This window comes from Variovorax sp. 10N420, assembly GCF_056394705.1.
In genome coordinates this window covers 270,804-287,189 of record NZ_JBFTIJ010000002.1, presented here as the reverse complement: position 1 = coordinate 287,189, position 16,386 = coordinate 270,804, and the positions used below count along the sequence as shown (strand labels likewise).

General features: G+C 62.3%; 16 protein-coding genes. 7 read left to right on the top strand and 9 right to left on the bottom strand.

Translation table 11 applies throughout. The annotated features are described in order from the left end of the window. Positions 1-70 precede the first annotated feature (70 nt). Positions 71-883: a transporter family protein gene (locus AC1DEK_RS05855; protein WP_478124272.1), complete on the bottom strand. Its 813-nt coding sequence runs from the start codon at positions 881-883 to the stop codon at positions 71-73. After that, a complete protein-coding gene (locus AC1DEK_RS05850; RefSeq protein ID WP_478124271.1) occupies positions 880-1,668 on the bottom strand; it encodes a DUF3313 domain-containing protein in 789 nt (262 codons plus the stop codon). The genes AC1DEK_RS05855 and AC1DEK_RS05850 overlap by 4 nt, the downstream gene beginning before the upstream one ends. A 137-nt stretch (positions 1,669-1,805) precedes the next feature. On the opposite strand from AC1DEK_RS05850, the gene AC1DEK_RS05845 reads away from it, so the two are divergent. From AC1DEK_RS05845 to AC1DEK_RS05835, 3 genes are all read left to right on the top strand, one after another. Next, on the top strand, positions 1,806-2,249 hold the full coding sequence (locus AC1DEK_RS05845) for an outer membrane lipoprotein (RefSeq protein WP_478124270.1): 444 nt from the start codon (positions 1,806-1,808) through the stop codon (positions 2,247-2,249). A gap of 51 nt (positions 2,250-2,300) precedes the next feature. Beyond that, entirely contained in the window at positions 2,301-2,639 is a 339-nt protein-coding gene (locus AC1DEK_RS05840; protein WP_478124269.1) for a hypothetical protein, read from the top strand. A gap of 61 nt (positions 2,640-2,700) precedes the next feature. Continuing rightward, positions 2,701-4,584: an ATP-binding protein gene (locus tag AC1DEK_RS05835; RefSeq protein WP_478124268.1), complete on the top strand. Its 1,884-nt coding sequence runs from the start codon at positions 2,701-2,703 to the stop codon at positions 4,582-4,584. Positions 4,585-4,611: 27 nt separating this feature from the next. On the opposite strand, the gene AC1DEK_RS05830 is transcribed toward AC1DEK_RS05835, so the two are convergent. Together AC1DEK_RS05830 and AC1DEK_RS05825 are read right to left on the bottom strand one after the other, a co-directional pair. Further along, complete coding sequence (locus tag AC1DEK_RS05830; RefSeq protein WP_478124267.1) at positions 4,612-5,565, bottom strand: SphA family protein; 954 nt, start codon at positions 5,563-5,565, stop codon at positions 4,612-4,614. A 37-nt stretch (positions 5,566-5,602) separates the two neighbouring features. Further along, positions 5,603-7,072 carry a DUF1254 domain-containing protein gene (locus AC1DEK_RS05825; protein ID WP_478124266.1) on the bottom strand — a complete coding sequence of 490 codons (1,470 nt, stop codon included), beginning with the start codon at positions 7,070-7,072 and terminating at the stop codon, positions 5,603-5,605. Positions 7,073-7,303: 231 nt separating this feature from the next. On the opposite strand from AC1DEK_RS05825, the gene AC1DEK_RS05820 reads away from it, so the two are divergent. Continuing rightward, positions 7,304-7,675, top strand: coding sequence for a response regulator transcription factor (locus AC1DEK_RS05820; protein WP_478124265.1), 372 nt, complete (start codon positions 7,304-7,306; stop codon positions 7,673-7,675). Positions 7,676-7,699: 24 nt separating this feature from the next. On the opposite strand, the gene AC1DEK_RS05815 is transcribed toward AC1DEK_RS05820, so the two are convergent. From AC1DEK_RS05815 to AC1DEK_RS05805, 3 genes are all read right to left on the bottom strand, one after another. Next, entirely contained in the window at positions 7,700-8,644 is a 945-nt protein-coding gene (locus AC1DEK_RS05815) for a hypothetical protein (protein WP_478124698.1), read from the bottom strand. A 65-nt stretch (positions 8,645-8,709) separates the two neighbouring features. Further along, entirely contained in the window at positions 8,710-9,201 is a 492-nt protein-coding gene (locus AC1DEK_RS05810) for a hypothetical protein (RefSeq protein ID WP_478124264.1), read from the bottom strand. Continuing rightward, entirely contained in the window at positions 9,198-10,001 is an 804-nt protein-coding gene (locus tag AC1DEK_RS05805; RefSeq protein ID WP_478124263.1) for a DUF2092 domain-containing protein, read from the bottom strand. The genes AC1DEK_RS05810 and AC1DEK_RS05805 overlap by 4 nt, the downstream gene beginning before the upstream one ends. 196 nt (positions 10,002-10,197) lie before the next feature. Here AC1DEK_RS05805 and AC1DEK_RS05800 point away from each other — a divergent pair, with 196 nt between their 5' ends. Next, entirely contained in the window at positions 10,198-10,428 is a 231-nt protein-coding gene (locus AC1DEK_RS05800) for a hypothetical protein (protein WP_478124262.1), read from the top strand. 40 nt (positions 10,429-10,468) lie between these two features. On the opposite strand, the gene AC1DEK_RS05795 is transcribed toward AC1DEK_RS05800, so the two are convergent. Next, positions 10,469-11,494 carry an AraC family transcriptional regulator gene (locus AC1DEK_RS05795; protein WP_478124261.1) on the bottom strand — a complete coding sequence of 342 codons (1,026 nt, stop codon included), beginning with the start codon at positions 11,492-11,494 and terminating at the stop codon, positions 10,469-10,471. Positions 11,495-11,589: 95 nt separating this feature from the next. Between AC1DEK_RS05795 and AC1DEK_RS05790 the strand changes: the two genes are divergently transcribed. Together AC1DEK_RS05790 and AC1DEK_RS05785 are read left to right on the top strand one after the other, a co-directional pair. After that, on the top strand, positions 11,590-13,092 hold the full coding sequence (locus AC1DEK_RS05790) for a flavin-containing monooxygenase (protein WP_478124260.1): 1,503 nt from the start codon (positions 11,590-11,592) through the stop codon (positions 13,090-13,092). Positions 13,093-13,100: 8 nt separating this feature from the next. After that, positions 13,101-13,982 carry an alpha/beta hydrolase gene (locus AC1DEK_RS05785; protein ID WP_478124259.1) on the top strand — a complete coding sequence of 294 codons (882 nt, stop codon included), beginning with the start codon at positions 13,101-13,103 and terminating at the stop codon, positions 13,980-13,982. A gap of 7 nt (positions 13,983-13,989) precedes the next feature. Here AC1DEK_RS05785 and AC1DEK_RS05780 read toward each other — a convergent pair whose 3' ends face one another. Then, positions 13,990-16,377: a fatty acid cis/trans isomerase gene (locus AC1DEK_RS05780; protein ID WP_478124258.1), complete on the bottom strand. Its 2,388-nt coding sequence runs from the start codon at positions 16,375-16,377 to the stop codon at positions 13,990-13,992. Positions 16,378-16,386: the final 9 nt, after the last annotated feature.

The window sequence follows — 16,386 nt, the reverse complement described above, 5'->3', positions numbered from 1 at the left end:
ATGGCGATGGCGATGACGCTGCGATGCACCTTGCTGTGGATCGCGCGTCGCCAGCGCATCTTCTGGACACTCACTTGGGGAACATCAGCTGCGCCTGGAGTCTCATCGACCAGCGAGGCGCGTTGTCGGGCCGCTCGACGTTGTAGTAAGCAGAGGCCTGCAGGTTCACCGGCAGCCTTCCGAACCGGACAATCTTGCCGACCCCGCCGCCCACGGGCACAGTCCACTTCTGGCCTCCCGACGCTTCCCAGTTCGCTGTGATGAGAGGTGACGAGGTCAGGTAGAAGCCGCCTGCAAAGTTGTAGTTCAGGAACGGCTGCAAGGTGAGCTGATTGATCTTCGGGTCCGCCGAGGAACTGCTCACTGACCAGATGTTGTTGATCAATGCGCCATAGACCCAAGGGCTGCCCTTCTCGAGCCGGAGGACCACCGCTGTGGGACCCAGGCCCCAGCGGTCATTGCCCAGCCTGTCGTTGGTGTGGGTGGGCAGTTGTGCCACGGCACCAACGCCCCAGATCCAGCTCCCCGAGTTCTTCGGCGACAAGAAGCCATTGAGCTGGATGTCTCCTAGACCGAACGTGGAGCCTTCAAGCGGGGAGGAGGGCGGCTGCCAGATCAGCGGCATGATGGTCCGCGAGATCAGGTTCCAATCCTCGTTCAGGCTGAACGGCACGACCGGTTGGATGTTCAGCACGTTCTGCGTGCGCTGCTCAGGGCCCGTGTCAAAGTTGGTGTTGAGTTGGAACGGCACGCTGATCAAGCTGGCAAGCGGGTTCTGCGCCGCCTTGGCGAGCTCCTCGTTGCTTTGCTGCGCGTGCGAAGCCGCCGAAGAAAGAGCCATCAGCACGACGCTGATGGCCCGTGTCCGAGCGAACGCTTTCATCGTGACGCCGAGCGCAGGACAGCGAAACGGCGGGCGAACGCCTCCGACCACTTGTTGAAGGCGTCCTGCGCATAGCTCCAGCTCGTGAACGAACTGGCATAGCCGTTCATCCATGCGACTGCTGCAGTCGTTGCACCCTTGTTCAGGTCGGCGGCGTACTTGAGGCCGATCTCGGTGTCCGCGCACTCGCCGACGACCTTGCCCGTTGCGCCGTCCCTGAACTGTGCCTCCAGTCCTGTCTGGCCCATGTAGGGCGTCGAGCCCACAGGGCGGCCGGTCGCAGCGCCAGCGCTCATCTCGGCAACGAACCCATAGGGCACCGCCGTGCCTGCCAGGCTTGCAACGGTGTTGGTCGGAATCAGGGAGGTCAACGCGAACTTCAAGCGGAGCACGCCTGGTCCGGGTGCATCAACGATCTGGACGACTGGCGCAAGGTTCTTGACCAATGCGCCATGAAAGTAGTCCAGCAGTGCCTTCAGGTCGGTCGGGTCGACGGGGCGCTGCACCGCACCGGGCTCCAGGTAAACCTGAATGCGTTCGATCATGACCTTGTCGTAGCTGCTCCACCTCACGTCGGGTTGCAGCCAGCACAGAAATCCTTCGCCGCCCGGCGTGGGCTTCAACCGTGCCGGCTCCGTAAGAAATCCAACCTTGCCGATCTTGGCCTCGGCGTTGTTGGATGCCACGATTCCGGTGCTGCTTGCGCCCGGCGTGGAACAGCCCGCAAGGAGTGCACCGGAAGCAAGCGCCATCAGCGCGACGTAAGGACGAACTCGAATTCCCACTTGGACTCCTCATTGGTTTTGAGGCCGAGCATATGGGTAAACAGGCGAATGCGCCCCTTCCCTAAAGGGCAGTAGACGCCACTGCGCGAAGCGCACACAGTGCGCGCTGTTTCCAAAATCCAGGAGTTATTGAGGTCATGAAATTGCGTCTTCTCTCACTGTTTTCCACATTCGCAATGGCTGTCTTTCTCACGGGTTGCGCCGTGCCCGCATCGCAGCAAGCATCAGTGTCGATCCGACAAGGTAAGATTGAGCAGATCTCGCCTACAGAAATCCCGACTTCTCACCACGCCGGCGTGGGCGCGGTGCTCGGCGGACTGGCGGGTGTGGGAATTGGCAGCCTGATCGGCGGCGGCACCGGCCGCGACGTCGCCATGGTGGTGGGCGCGATCGGCGGCAGCATGGCGGGCGGCCAAATCGCGGAACGCTACAGCAAGCCACTTGAAGGTCAGCAGATCTTCGTTCGAGTCGACAGCGGCGTGCTTGTCGAGGTGACTCAGCCGGTGACGCCCGGATTGAGAGTGGGTCAGCGGGTCTTCATCCAGGGCAATGGCGAGGCCGCTCGCGTCCTGCCCCAATGAGCACAAGCAGTTCTCGTCCTCATGTGAGTCTCACTTCGTGAGTCTCTCTTCGTGAGTCACACCCTCCAGACCATCAGCATGTCCTTTCGCCATCGTTCTACAGCTTTCGTCGTTCTTTGTTCGGTCGTCGGCGGCTGTGCCAACTACCGCCCTCCGGAGCCGATCATCGGAGGCTTCATGTCCCCGGTCATTGCACGAAACAGTTGCGTCGATGCTGTTTCCCGCGAGTACAAGGTCGCAAGGGAAGACGTGAAGCCGCTTGGCGACACGGAGACCATGCAGCAAGGGATCTACGTGGTGACGCTCGCCATCGGTGCCGGACAACGTGACGTCAACTGCACAGTCAACGAGAACGGTGTTGTATCCGACGTGATTCGCGCTCGCTCCTAGATCCCGTCGCCTTCGTTACGGGACTCGAACGAGAATCGAGGTCCGCAACGAATGGAGTTCTATGAGCTGGGTCACCATTGTCTGGGCCATGGTCGGTTCCGCCTGCCTCATGCTGGCTGCAGTGCATCTGCTGGTTTGGGTGAAGGACCGGGCCGCATGGCCGAGTCTGTTCCTGTCGCTCCTGGCCATGGCGACGGCCGCGCTTGCCTTCTGCGAACTCGTCGCCATGAAATCGCAGACGCCAGATGAATATGCGCTTGCGAATCGCGTGGGGCAGGTGGCGGTATGGCTCGTCACCGTATCGTTGGTCGCCTTCGTGCGCAGCTATCTCAGGAGCGGTCGCCCTTGGCTGGGGTGGACAGTCATTGCGCTGAGGACCTTCACGCTGGTGCCCAACTTCCTGAGCGGCCAGTCATTGAACTATGACGAGATCTCGGACTTGCGCGCCCTGCCGTTCCTGGGCGAGAACGTCTCGGTCGCTGTCGGCACACCCAATCATTGGATGCTGGTTGCTCAGGTGGCAATGGGCCTGTTCGCCATCTTTGTGCTGGATGCAGGCCGCTCGGCTTGGCGCCGCGGCGACAGGTCCGCCGCCCTCACCATCGGCGGGACGACCTGCCTGTTCGCAGTGGGCGGCGTCGGCCAGGCCATCCTCGTGTTCTGGGGCTTCATCGAGATGCCCATCACCGTGAGCTTGTTCTCCCTGGGCATCGTGTTTGCAATGGCGTACGAGCTGAGCCGCAACGTGCGTTCTGCAGCAAACCTGGTCAACGCCTTGCGCGAAAGCGAGGAGCGCGTGACCTTTGCCACGCAGGCCGCAAAACTCGGCCTGTGGATGCGCGACGTGGCGAGCGACGCCGTCTGGGCGAGCCCGAGAACCCGCCAGTTGTTCGGCTTCTCGCCGGGCGAGGAGATCAGCTTCGAATCATTGCTGCTGAAGGTGCATGCGGACGACCGCGACGCGGTCGGGTTGGCGTTCTCGCAAGCGGCCGCCGGGGTCGGGGACGGTCGCTACCAGATGCAGTTTCGCGTCGGCGGCGCTAGTGGCAATTCGCGGTGGATCTCGGCACAGGGCCGATTCGAATTCGACCGCCAGCGCGCGGTCCGCAGCCGGGGCGTATGCAGCGACATCACCGCGAGCAAGGAAGCCGAGCGAGAGAATTTGTGCCTGCGCGACGAGATCGCTCATGCGGGCCGCCTGTCGGTCATGGGCCAATTGGCAGCGGCCCTGGCCCACGAAATCAACCAGCCGCTTGGCGCGATCCTTCGCAACGCCGAAGCCGCTGAACTGATGTTGCGCTCAGGGGATGCGGACCTCGATGAGATCCGCGAGATCGTCGAAGACATCCGCGCCGATGACCAGCGCGCCGGTGCCGTGATCGACCGCATGCGCGCGATGCTGCGGCGCCACGAAATCGAAGTCGTGCCCCTGAAGGTCGATGAGCTGCTGGAGGACGCCACCGCGCTGGTGCGCCCCGATGCGGCGGCGCGGCACATTCGGGTGGTCTTGCAAGTTGCGCACGGTCTGCCTGCGGTGCTGGGTGATCGGATCCATCTGCAGCAGGTGCTGCTCAACCTCATCTCCAACGGCATGGACGCCATCGATGAAGCCGCAGGCAAGGGCCGGCGCATTGTGGTCAGCGCAATGCGTCGTGCCGCCGGCACGGTCGAGATCGCCGTCAACGACACCGGTGCCGGCATTGCCAGGGAGCGAACGGAGCAAATCTTCGAGTCGTTCTTCACGACCAAATCCGCCGGGATGGGCATGGGCCTGTCGATCTCGCGCTCGTTGATCGAGGCGCACGGCGGGCACTTATGGGCCGAGAACAACGAAGGTGGCGGCGCAAGCCTGCGCTTTACGCTGCCAGCCTCATTGACAGATCAGACTGCCAAGCCGGTGCCGAGGCCCATGGGATCTGCCGGAGCCTTGCAAAAGGCGGTGTGAATTGCGCGCTCGGCACCCAGTGAGGCTTCATTTCCCGAGTGGCAGTACCAACGTTGCAAACACCGAGTAGCCTGAGATGCGATTCTGCGCCCAGAACTCGTAGTAAGCGCGCAAATTGGCATAGGCCGGCAGACCCCTTAATTTGAATGCGTATCCGATTTCGGGTCCGATGGCTGCGACCCGAGACTTGAACGGTCCTAGCTTGGCACCCGATCCGCTGTCTCCGGTCAGCTGGTAGTACACGTAGCCTGCCAGCCCGACCTCCCAGTTGGCCGAGAGGAATTGCGACGCCGCCCAATCGATATGCGAGTCGACCCCATTCTTGTAGTTCGTGTCGGAGTTCTCCCAGTTGTAGGTGAGGCCCCCCACGACCGAGAACTCGCGCCCGCTCTGCGGATCCAGAAAGGTGTAGCCGCCACCGGCGTCGAAGGCCGCATGCCCAATACCGATGTTCGCGAGTCTCTTGCTGTCGTAGGCGCCCACCGGGACATCACCCGTCGCGTAGGTCATCCAGTTGTGCACGCCCTGTGTCCAGGCGATGCTGGCGATCGGGTAAAGGTCAGTGAAGCCGTTGGTCGTATCCGTGCGCTTTAGCTGGACGCCGAGGGCGGACGTTGAAATGTCTGCCTTCGTCGAGTTCCTGCCGTAGCCGAAACCCACGCCCAGAGAAGCCTGGCCGCCCAGCCACTGGGTCTCTGGCGCGTAGCTTAGCTGTGCGAGCAGCAACGCCACATCGGAACTCACCCCCGCCGACACGGTGTTGCCTCTCGGCAGCAGCTTGCCCGTCGAGGCGCTGCCGCTGTAGCCGTAGCCCATCGTGGTGAGTGACCAGCCGGGCGTGGCCGGTGTGGCAGAAAGACTCGAATACTGGCCCGAGAACCAGAAGGGCACACCGCCCTCGTCCGCGTGGCTGTGCACTGCGGTGAGCGCCAGTGCCGCGCCTAGAAGGCAGCGGCTCGCGAGCAGGGTGCGAGCCTTCATAGGTCTTGGCGACGAACTGAAGCTCGCCAGCAGAGGCCTATTTCGACGCCACGACTGCGGGCGGCTTCCAGGTGCCTGCTCCTGCTGGCAGGATCGAAGGCGGCGACTCCTTGGGCCAGTACAGACGCATTACCAGGTAGACGGTGTCATTCGGCGCCGGCAGCCAGTTGGCTTCGAGCGCCTTGCCCGGTGAGTCCTTCTGGATGTGGAGCGTCAGCGAGCCGTCGGCGTTCTTCTTCATCGCCGAGACCATCGGCGAATTGATGAGGTAGCGGTTGATGGGGTTCTTGATCAGCAGCTGGCTCTTGCCGTCGTACATCGTCACCGACCAGAACGAGTTCACGGGCGGCAACTGCCCGGCAGGGAAGGTGATGGTGTAGTTGCGTTTGCTGGTGTCGATCGTCTCGCCCGTCGCTGTCACGCGAGTGATGGGATACATCGCTTCGACGTCGTCGTTGCCGTACACGCCGGACTTGGCGCCTGCAGCGCGCTTGAGCCAGTCGCCCTTGTAGTAGGCGCGATCGCCAAAGAACGAGCCGACGTTCCAACCGTTGATGTTCTTCACGCCAGTGGCCACGTACTTGTCGATCTTCTCGTCCCCTTCCTTCATGGCCAGCAGAACGGCACCCTTGTGTTCAAGCGATAGATCCTTGAACTCGAAGGTCTTGCCTGGGCCGATGCCGATGCGGGCAAGCCTGGCGCGCAGCTCCTTGTCTTCGGGTGTCACGGGCACGAACTGAAGCGCCGCGTCGAGATACTCGAAGTAGTTCTGCTTGATCCCGGCCGTGGTCGCCGGCAGGAAGTTGAGGGCCGGGGCGGCAGGCGGCGCGGGTCGGTTGAGAAATGCGGAAAGCGGCTGCGCCTTGTAGCCTGCCTGCACCTTCTCGACATTCGAGATGTCCTTCGGGTTAAACAGCTGTGTCCGAAACAGTGCGAGTGAAAACGGGGTGGTCGAGGTGAAGACCTTCTTGATTCCCGCCGGAGTCTCGCCTTTCCAGTCCGGGCCAACCACCAGGTAGTCGCCCGGTGCGCTGCCCGTGGCGCGAGTGCCGATGTAGCCGTAGTTGTAGGTGTTGCCGTCGATGAGCTGCACGGAGTAGTAACGCCGCTTATCCACTGCAGGCACGGAGACCACTATCGGCTCGGCGCGCAGATCAAGCCAGACAAAGGAATAGGGCGTATCGCTGTTGGGGGTGACGATCGCCGTGTCCTCATAGGTGGCGACATGGTGTTGATTATTGATCTTGTTGAACGGCGCCTTGAATTGGCTCGACTTCGAATCCACGGCGAATTCGTACATCACCGCATAGTTCATCACGATCGGAAGACCATAGACGAAGGCCTCTTCGGCGATCGCCTTGGTCTCGGCAATGCTGGGCACTGCCGCTCCCTTCGCAGCATCGGCCTTGGCCGCCTGGCTGACTGGATCGAGTTTGCTCGCGCAGCCAACCGTCAGGCTGATCGCCCCGGCAAGCACCGTGAGCCATATCTTCCGTTTCGCTTTCATGTTTGCCCTTTGCGTGCAGTGTCGTCACTGCGTCGTCACTGCAGTGTTGCAGCGTTCGGCGGCATGATGCCAGCGGCATCAGTGAGTTGGCAACTGCACCAAAGGGCAGGGTCGACGCACCCTTGCCTTGAGGTATAGCAGTCTCGGTGGTAGGTAGCTGCCCACTCCGACCTTCCCTAAGGGGCAGTAGACGGCGACTTCGGAGGCGCCCAAAGTAGAAGGTGACTCCCGATGAGCACCATCACTCCTTTTTACGTTGCCGTCGTCGATGATGACGACAGCCTTTGCCGATCGCTTGGCAGGCTGCTGCGCGCGTCCGGCATGCAGCCGGTTACCTACGGCTCGGCAGAAGAGTTCCTCGCGGACGCGAAGAAACCCCGGTTCCACTGTCTGTTGCTGGACATCCAGCTCGGGGGCCTATCGGGCATTGAATTGGCTCAGTACATGGTCGCGCAGGGCGGGCACCCGCCATTCATTTTCATTACTGCGCACGACGACCCTGAGACCCGGGCTGCGGCACGGGACATCGGCTGTGCGGCCTACTTTCTCAAAAGCGAGGCGGGAGCCGATGTGCTCGAGGCGATCCGGCGCGTGGCCGACTGAGATGCGGAGTTTGCCGGCGGAACGTTAAAAGCTGACTGCCAGTCCGACCGAGAACCCCGACACCGCGTGACCGAACATGTGACGCAGAACGAGTCGCGTGCGGGTAATGAAGAGGTCGCGCGCACTCGAATCAAGCTCGAGGCCGATTCCGACCGAATTCAGCGAAGAGAACCCCAACACCCCTGCCTGGTCGCCGAGATAGCGTGTGTATGCGTACTCCAGTACATAGCGCAATGGGCGCTCCATTGCCGTGAATCCGGTCGGAGCCCGGTAGCGGCTCCAAAGACTGGCGGTGATGGCGTCGGCGTGGCCCTGTACGGCCAGTGAACTGCTGCTGCGACTTTGCAGCCGGATGTTGGTGTAGCGCAGCTCGACGTCGATCTCATCCTCCGGCCGATATCGCTCGTAGTCCAGCATCAGTGAGCCGCCAAAGCCGTAGGCCGTGAGATGCCCTCTGTCAAGAAAATCGATCTCGGGCCCCCCATTCGGGCCGAGAAGGGCTCTGGCAATTGACAAATCGCTTGCGACGCGTCCGAGCGCGACGTTGACGATAGGTCTGAACTTGAGTTCTGGAATCAAGGGGAAGTCCCATCCTATTCCGCCGGTCAACGCGCCGTTGTTCCATTTCACAGGGACCGGTCGCTCCTGACTGCCGTTAGTCGCGTAGAACGTCGGGTCGTAGCGGCTCGCCGCAAGTCCTCCTTCGAGGTAGAGCGGAAAGGATTGGCTGACGGTGAATCCACCAGCGAGCTGAGACATGGCAATCGTCGGATTTCCAGTATTGGGACTGGAGATCGATAGCGAACTCGAAACGAGGTCGGGCACAACGGAATAGCTCATCAACGCGAGCACACCGTTCACGCGCTGTTGAAGCTTGGCCTCGGTCAGCACGAGGTCTGCCGGTTGTGCCGCTACGCAAGAGGCGAAGACCGCAGCACCAAGCACCAAGGTCAGTGCGATAAACCTCATGCATCGAAGATCAAACGGGGACTGGCCGCCCCGGCCGCCAAGCCCGCGCTGCAATCTCGCGCGCCCTATGGCGCCGGCACGACTTCGTAGTAGACGCCGCTCGAACCAAAGTAGGGCTTGTACCAGGTTGGCCCTGCCTGGTAATACCGGGTGCCGTTCACGACCATCTCCCTCGCCCCGCCCGGTACGTTGGCGATCTGGGTGCCGATCGGCAAGCTCGGGTGGACCACGTAGGCGGGCTGCTGGACTACCACCGCCGGGGCCTGTTGGACCACCACAGTGGTAGGTCGCGCCGCAGTAGCGACTGCCGCGCCGACCGCCATTCCTGCGACCGCACCCGCTGCAGCACCACACCCGTAGCAGCCCGCGGGACGATAGTAGGGGTGGTAGTAGGGCCGGTGGACGCCACCGACCGCGACCGCCCCGCCGCGCCAGCCGCCGGCAGCGGCGACCCATGCGTTCGCGGCAGACAAGGGCGCGAGCGTACCGGACACGATTGCGACGCTGAACACGAGTGTCTTGAGATGCTTCATCACATTGCCTTTTTGCAGGATCACTTGAGGGCGTCCATTTGCTTGAACTCGAGCTTCAGCGCGCCCTTGGGGATCGGCGCGTTGAAGGTCTGCGACGCAACCGGCGCACCGAGCCTCCAGTCGGAGAACTCTACGGTGAACGTCGGCTGGCGCTCGCCAGTGCGATAGGAGATGACCATCAGGCGCGGCAGCTTGTCCTTGGCACCGATCCAGACTTCCCAGTCCAGCCCCTCGGCAGTGAATGCGAGATGGTCGGTCTTGACGCCGCCGACGGTCGACTGGCCGACCCAGAATGCGCTGGAAAGATCCCGCGTCAACAGTGCGAAGGGATCCGGCACGAGAAGATCCAGAAACGGAGTTGTCGCATCCGACCCTGGCAGCTCGTTCTTCATGAGCGATTCGATGGCACCGCCCGCTGCCTCGCGCTGCGCGTAGAACTTGTGATCCGCGCCGATGACTGTCACCGTCTTGCCGTCATAGACGACGTCGCTTGGAAACAGGTCTCCACGCGAGGTCACGAAGAGTTTGTCGGGCCGCTGCATCACGACGCGCGACGAAGCGAACAGGCTGACGTACTGCCCCGTCGGAGAGGGCGTCGGAACGATGCCTCGAATCTTGAAGTCGAGCGTCTTCGCCGCCGTGAGCGTGTCGCTCATGGCCTTGAGCAATCCGAGGGCGCGTTCGTCCTTGAATGTCTTCGCAGGTGCCGTGGCTGTCGCGGGTGCCTCTTGGGCCATTGCAACGCCCACGGGCCCGATCAGCGTCGAGACGGCCAGCAAGGCAATGCCGAGCTGACGAGTGGTTGTTTTGAGGTTCAGGTTCATATATCTCCAGAGCGGATGGGAACGGACCAGGCCGAATGTCCATTCTTTGATCCGCAAGTACTTTGGGCGCGCCCGCGCTCGCCGTCTACTTCCCTTTGGGGAAGGTGCGTCTCGCGGCATTTGTCAGTACCCTCTGCCCGGGAGAGACCGCTGGAATTTTGATGGCGGGCCAGCCGTTCGACTACAGGAACAACGCATGAAACTCAGGTACTCGCTGGCTGCGGCCACAGCGTTCGGAATGATGGTGCTGCTGCCGCTGGACGCCTCTGCGGGCGCTTGCGTCAGAGGCGTGTATCGGGCGGCCTGCGCCGGTCCCAACGGCGCAGTCGCGGTCAGGAAGCCTCCGCCCCCCAACGTCGCGTGCGCCAATGGCGTTTACCGCGCGGGCTGCGTGGGCCCCAACGGCGCGGCGGTTGTCCGCAAGTAGCGCTGGCATTGCCAGCATGCGGGCCGCCCAGAGGCAGACCTCAGTCAGACTCGAGACTGGATTCTTGCCCGCGTATCACTGAAGGTGGGGCGCCGAACCAGCGGCGACAAGATCGTGTCATGGCCGACTGCTCAGAGAAGCCGAGCAGGTGGGCGAGTTGGCCAAGAGGAATACGGGTCTCACGCAGAAAGTGATGCGCAACCTCCTTGCGGGTGTCTTCTCGAATCGCTTCAAAGGTCGTGCGTTCGGCAGCAAGGTGGCGTTGCAAGGTACGGGGATGGACGCCGAGTAGTTCGGCGACGTGTGTTTTGTCGGCCCGCGGCGTTCCTAGCGTGCGCCGCAAGGCAAGGCGGACTCGAGCCGAAACACTTTCGCCTGGGTTGCGGAAGTGCCTGTCGAGATAGTCTTCGGTGATTTGTCTCAACGCAGGATTCGCGTCGCGCAAGTCTGCGTCGAGGGTTTCGCGGCTTAGGTGCAGGGCGGCTCTCGGCTGCTCAGTGAACACGGGTGCCCCGAAGAATCGCCTGTAGACGGAGAGTGGCGCAAGCGGCTCATGAGGCAGGGTGACCGCGTGCAAGTGGTAATTCTTGCCTGCAAGCAAGCGGGTAATGCGATGACAGTCGCCCAGGCACAGATCAATCGTCTGTCGTTGCGCAGGCAATCGAGGCAGCCGGATCTCGACTGCAATTTCCGCTGCGTCTTGGACCACCGAACTATCCTCGTGGACGCTCATTCCGAGACCGGGGCTCTGGACGAACAGATGGCTGGACACATAGTCCCACGCGCTCCTGACAGTGGGTGCGTTCTGCAAAACGATCGCGAGCGGACCGAGCGCGCTGACATTCTGGAGCTGCGCCATCCGCAAACCGAAGTCGGGGCAGGCGGTCTCGAAAGCGCTGGCTTCCAGAAGCTGTACGCCGGAGCGAAGCGACACCATTGCGTCTTCGTCTGCCAACAACGCCAAGGACATTCGATGTCGCTTCAGAAGCACTGCCGGGTTGCGGCCCATGCTCTGCATGAGCGCCGCATAGCCTTGCAATCCACTCGCTCGGACCATTGCTGTCATGTCTCAAACTGTCAAAGATTAGTCTCCCAATGTCAAGAAGAGCTGACGACGCACAGCAATACTCGCGGCCACTACATAACCAGAGGCGACAGCACATGGAGACAAACTACGACATCCTGATCATCGGGGCCGGACTTTCCGGCATCGGCATGGCTTGCCATTTGCAGAAGGAATGCCCGGACAAGCGCGTGGGCCTTCTCGAACGCCGCAAAGCGATAGGCGGTACCTGGGACCTGTTTCGCTATCCAGGCATCCGTTCGGATTCGGACATGTTCACCTTCGGCTATGCATTTCGTCCATGGCATGAACTCAAGGTCCTGGCGGACGGGCCATCGATCCGACGGTACGTTGCCGATACGGCGCGCGCGTTCGGAGTCGAAAAAAATGTTCGTTTCGGCGTTCGCACCACGCAGGCGTCATGGTCGAGCGAGCACAGGTGCTGGACCATCAGCGCAGTCGACGAGGAGAGCGGTGAGACCCGCACCTTCACTTGCAGCTTCCTGATCAGCTGCACGGGCTACTACGACTACGACGCGGGCTATCTCCCGAGCTTTCCAGGTGTAGAGCGTTTCAAGGGCCAGTGCGTGCATCCCCAGCATTGGCCCGAAGGCCTGGACTACCGCAACAAGCGAGTTGTCGTGATCGGCAGTGGTGCGACCGCCGTGACCCTGGTTCCGACCATGGCGCAGGAGACGGCCCATATCACCATGTTGCAGCGTTCGCCCAGCTACGTGTTCTCCGTGCCGGGCTACGACAGGATTTCGGAAGTGTTGCAGCGCGTGCTGCCTGACCGTTGGGTCTTCGGCATGGCACGTGCCCGCAACCTGTTCCTGCAGAGACTGATCTACAAGGCGTCCAAGCGGTGGCCCGAACGGATGAGAAAGCTGCTGCTGTCAGGTGTGAGGAAGCACTTGGGCAAGGACTTCGACATGCGCCATTTCTCGCCCAACTACAAGCCGTGGGATCAGCGCCTGTGCGCAGTGCCTGATGCCGACCTCTTCAAGGCGATCCGGGCAGGCAAGGCCTCCATCGAGACCGACCAGATCGACAGCTTCACGGAGAACGGCATCCGACTGAAGTCCGGCAAGGAACTGGAAGCTGACATCATCGTGACCGCGACCGGTTTGAAACTGCAGTGCTTTGGCGGCATGGAATTGCGGGTCGACGGGCAGACTCGTTCCGTGAATGAACTGATGACCTACAAGGGAGTCTTGCTGCAGGACATTCCCAACCTGGCGTGGGTCTTCGGCTACGTCAATGCATCCTGGACCTTGAAGGTCGACATGGCGGGAGGGTACGTCTGTCGGCTGCTCAAGCACATGGACAGCAAAGGTCTCGACGTCGTCACGGCACGCGCGCCGCAGGGCCAGGCGCAGGACGAAACGATCGCGGGTGCGCTCCAGTCAGGCTATGCGCAGCGCGGGGCAGCGATATTGCCGCGACAAGGCCGCGGATTGCCATGGCGCGTGCTGCACAGCCCTGAAAAAGACCGTGTGATGCTGCTCAAGGATCCGGTGGAGGATTCCGCACTGGAGTTCGGTGTCGAATCGCTTCGCGGCGGACCTTTGCGCGCCGCGCCTGTTCCCGTTGGCGCCTGAGAGATCCCGTGGAAGTCATCGACTCTTCATTCATGAGCCGCGGCTTGCGCTGCGCGGCCACCCTGCTGCTGCCGAGCCATGGAGATCGCCCTCCCGTCATCGTGATGGCACACGGCTTTGCCGGCGTGCGGGCGATGCTGCGTCCGCACGCGGAGCGCTTCGTCGAAGCCGGGTATGCCGTGTTCCTCTTCGACTACCGCAACTTCGGCGACAGCGAAGGGCAACCGCGGCACTGGGTCGATCCGGACCGCCACCTGCAGGACTGGGATGCCGCCATTCGGTTCGTCAAGACAAGGAACGAGGTGGATGGGCAGCGCATAGTGCTGTGGGGCACTTCACTCTCCGGCGGCCACGTAGTCTGCATGGCGGCGCGCGGTCATCGCGTATCCGCGGTCATTGCAGGGCATCCGCTGATGAGTGGACTGGGTGTGATTGGCTCGCTGAGCCCGAAGGTCATTCTGCGGCTGACTGCCGCTGGCATACGCGATGTCATTGGCAGCTTGTTCGGCAGACCGCACTACCTGCCCGTCGTCGGCCGGCCTGGCGAGTTCGCCGTACTGACAGGCCCCGAGGCATGGAGCGGGATGAAGAAGCTCAAGGACATCGCCAACGTGACGTGGGAAAACAAGGTACTCGCAAGAGTGCTGTTGAAGATTCCTTACTACAACCCCATTCGCAGCGCGCACAAGGTACGGGTGCCGACGCTCGTCATTGCCGGATCGAACGACAGCATCATCCCGGCGGCTGTCGCTCGCAAGGCAGCCGAACGCATGCCGAACGCAGAGTTCGCTCTGCATGCATCGGATCATTTTCAGCCCTACTACGGACGCTACCTGGACGAGAACGTCCGCGCCCAGTTGGCTTTTCTCCGTAAGCACGTCGCTGAGTGAAGGACTGTCACCTGTCCTCGAAGCGGTTGAGGTCCAGGATGCCGGCCTGAACAGGCTGGTCCCGTCGGTACCGCTCGACAAGCCCGTCGCTCACGGCCCAGAAGGCCGGGTCGGTGCGACGCACTGCAAAGCGTTCCGAAAAGGCTGCGTAATCTTTTTCAGACTTCAGCTTCCGGATCGCGTCGGCCATCGCCGGCAGCTGCGATGAGTCAACCCTGTAGAAGGCATTCGGATAGGCGCCGATCACACCGGGCACCAGCGTCAGGGTGTCCTCGTCCGGCCGCAATTCGCGGCGCTCACCCAGCAGGTGCGACACGCTCGCATGCGCGGTGTTGCGCAGAAGACTGAAGGTCGCTGGCGCGGCACCGGGCGCCTCGACCACCAATGCGGCTTCCTCCGGAAGCCATTGCAATGACGCGCCGCGCACCGCCTCGAGTTCGCGCAACGGCCCCTGCAAAGGCGGCGCCGCGCGGCTCAGCTCGAACTCCCGGGGCAGCACCGGCGCTAGCCCCTTCTTCATTATCTCCATCAGTTCGAGTCGGGCATCTGCAGTTTGGTAGTGAATGCCGCTGTCGACAGACAGCGTGGTCGATGGGCCGCCGTAGACCTGATCGCGTGCGGCACGGCTGTCGGATCGATACCAATAGTCGCGTGTCGCAATGCGCTGTGCCTTCGGCAGCAGCACGATGAAATTGAACTCGCCTTCCATGCGCAGGAAGTCCATGTAGAGGCGCGAGTTGAGTTGATGCCCGACGTTGCCGAACACGTCGTAATTGGCAACCAGCAGGTAATGGATGCGCTCCAGCAGCGGATAGCCGATGACCCAGGCAGTCTTGGGCGCGTCACCGACCATGCCCTTGACGACACTGGCGCTGTCGAAGTGGCGGAACACGGTGAGTGCGGCATTGTCATTGCGACCATCACCGTCCCACAACAGTTGCAGGTCGAGCTTCTGCTGCTGGGGGCCACCGATGTTGCGGGCCAGGAACGCTGACTTGGCACGCAGGTATTCGTTCTCCAGGCGCGCGTAGTGAATCCAAGGCGTGACCACTTGCTCGTTGCTGCTGCCGGTTGGCAGGCGCAGCAGGTTGCTGTCCTTTGCGAGCAGGTCTGCCTGCACCTGATCATTGCGCCCACCCGGCGCAAAAAAGGTGACCCAGAAACGGTCCTCTATGACGTCGAGTGCCATCTGGCCGCGGCACACAGGGCCTTTGATGAAGCCCATGATCGTGAACTCGGCCTCGTCGAGCATGAAGCGGTAGCGCGCCTCCACGGGTAGCGCGGCGAAGGTTGCGAATGGATTCGCGGCCGTATCGGCGCTGTAGCCGGGCAGGCGATCGACCGTGTAGGGCGCATCAAGAAACAGCGAACGCCAGCGCTGCATTCGGGCGGGACTCAGCGCGTAGGGCATATGAGTCTTGGCAACGATGGATTCGCGCTCCGGGACCAGGCGGTAGTAAAAGCGCTCGACTCCTGGATCGTCGACCGGCCGGCGGCTGGCGATCAATTGCACTGGCTGGCCGGGCGCGGTTGCCGAACGCACCATCTTGAAAAACTGGCGCTGCGGATCGTCATCGAAATAGAGATGAGCGAGGAACAGGTGCTCGTACGCATAGCGGCTGAAGAGCCGCTCCTTGCGCGAATCGCCATTGAAGAAGCGCTCCCAAGCCGCGATGCGGTCTTGCGCGAGCGGCGCCAGCGGCGGCGGGCCTTCGTAAGGCGCGCCGCGTTCGATCCAGCTCTTGAGCTGGTTCTGCTCGGCCGGACTCAGGCCCGGAAGGCCGAAGGGCATGCCGCCGAGCGGCATCTTGCGTTCATAGGCGTCGATCTCGGCACCGGCCGGGCACATCGCTTCGCGCCCGATTGAAAAATCGAGCCCTGCGCCCACGATCCCGCTGGTGGGCAGCGGATGCTTCTCCTTCAGCACCAGAAGCCGGTGCATCAGCCCGGCCGTGCGATTGGCCTCGGGCGTCGGCGCATGCTCGTTGAGCACCGGAAAGAAGCCCCTATCCCGCCATTGCGAAGGCTCCTGCGCGTCGACAAAAAGCCGCGTGGGATTCGCCGCGAGCAGCCGCGACGCGTCGTACACCGGCGTCTTGCTGGCACCTCGAGCCAAGCCTTCCCAGGCCGTGGCCTTGAGCTGGCAGGGTCCGTCATAGCAGGCGTGGCAGACCACGCAGCGGCGGTCGAGGATCGGCTGGATCGTCTGCGCATAGGACTCTCCGGGCATTGGCGCAAGCGGATGGTCGAAGCGCTTCGGGTCGGCCGGTCCGTAGAGCTCATCGAAGTGCTGGAGCGCCAAGGTCGTGCATGCGGCGATCAGGATGAGCAGGATGATCAGGACCAGGGTTTTGACGCGGCGCATGCGGGTGTTCTCGGATTCGGCAAAGGACATGCAATGTAC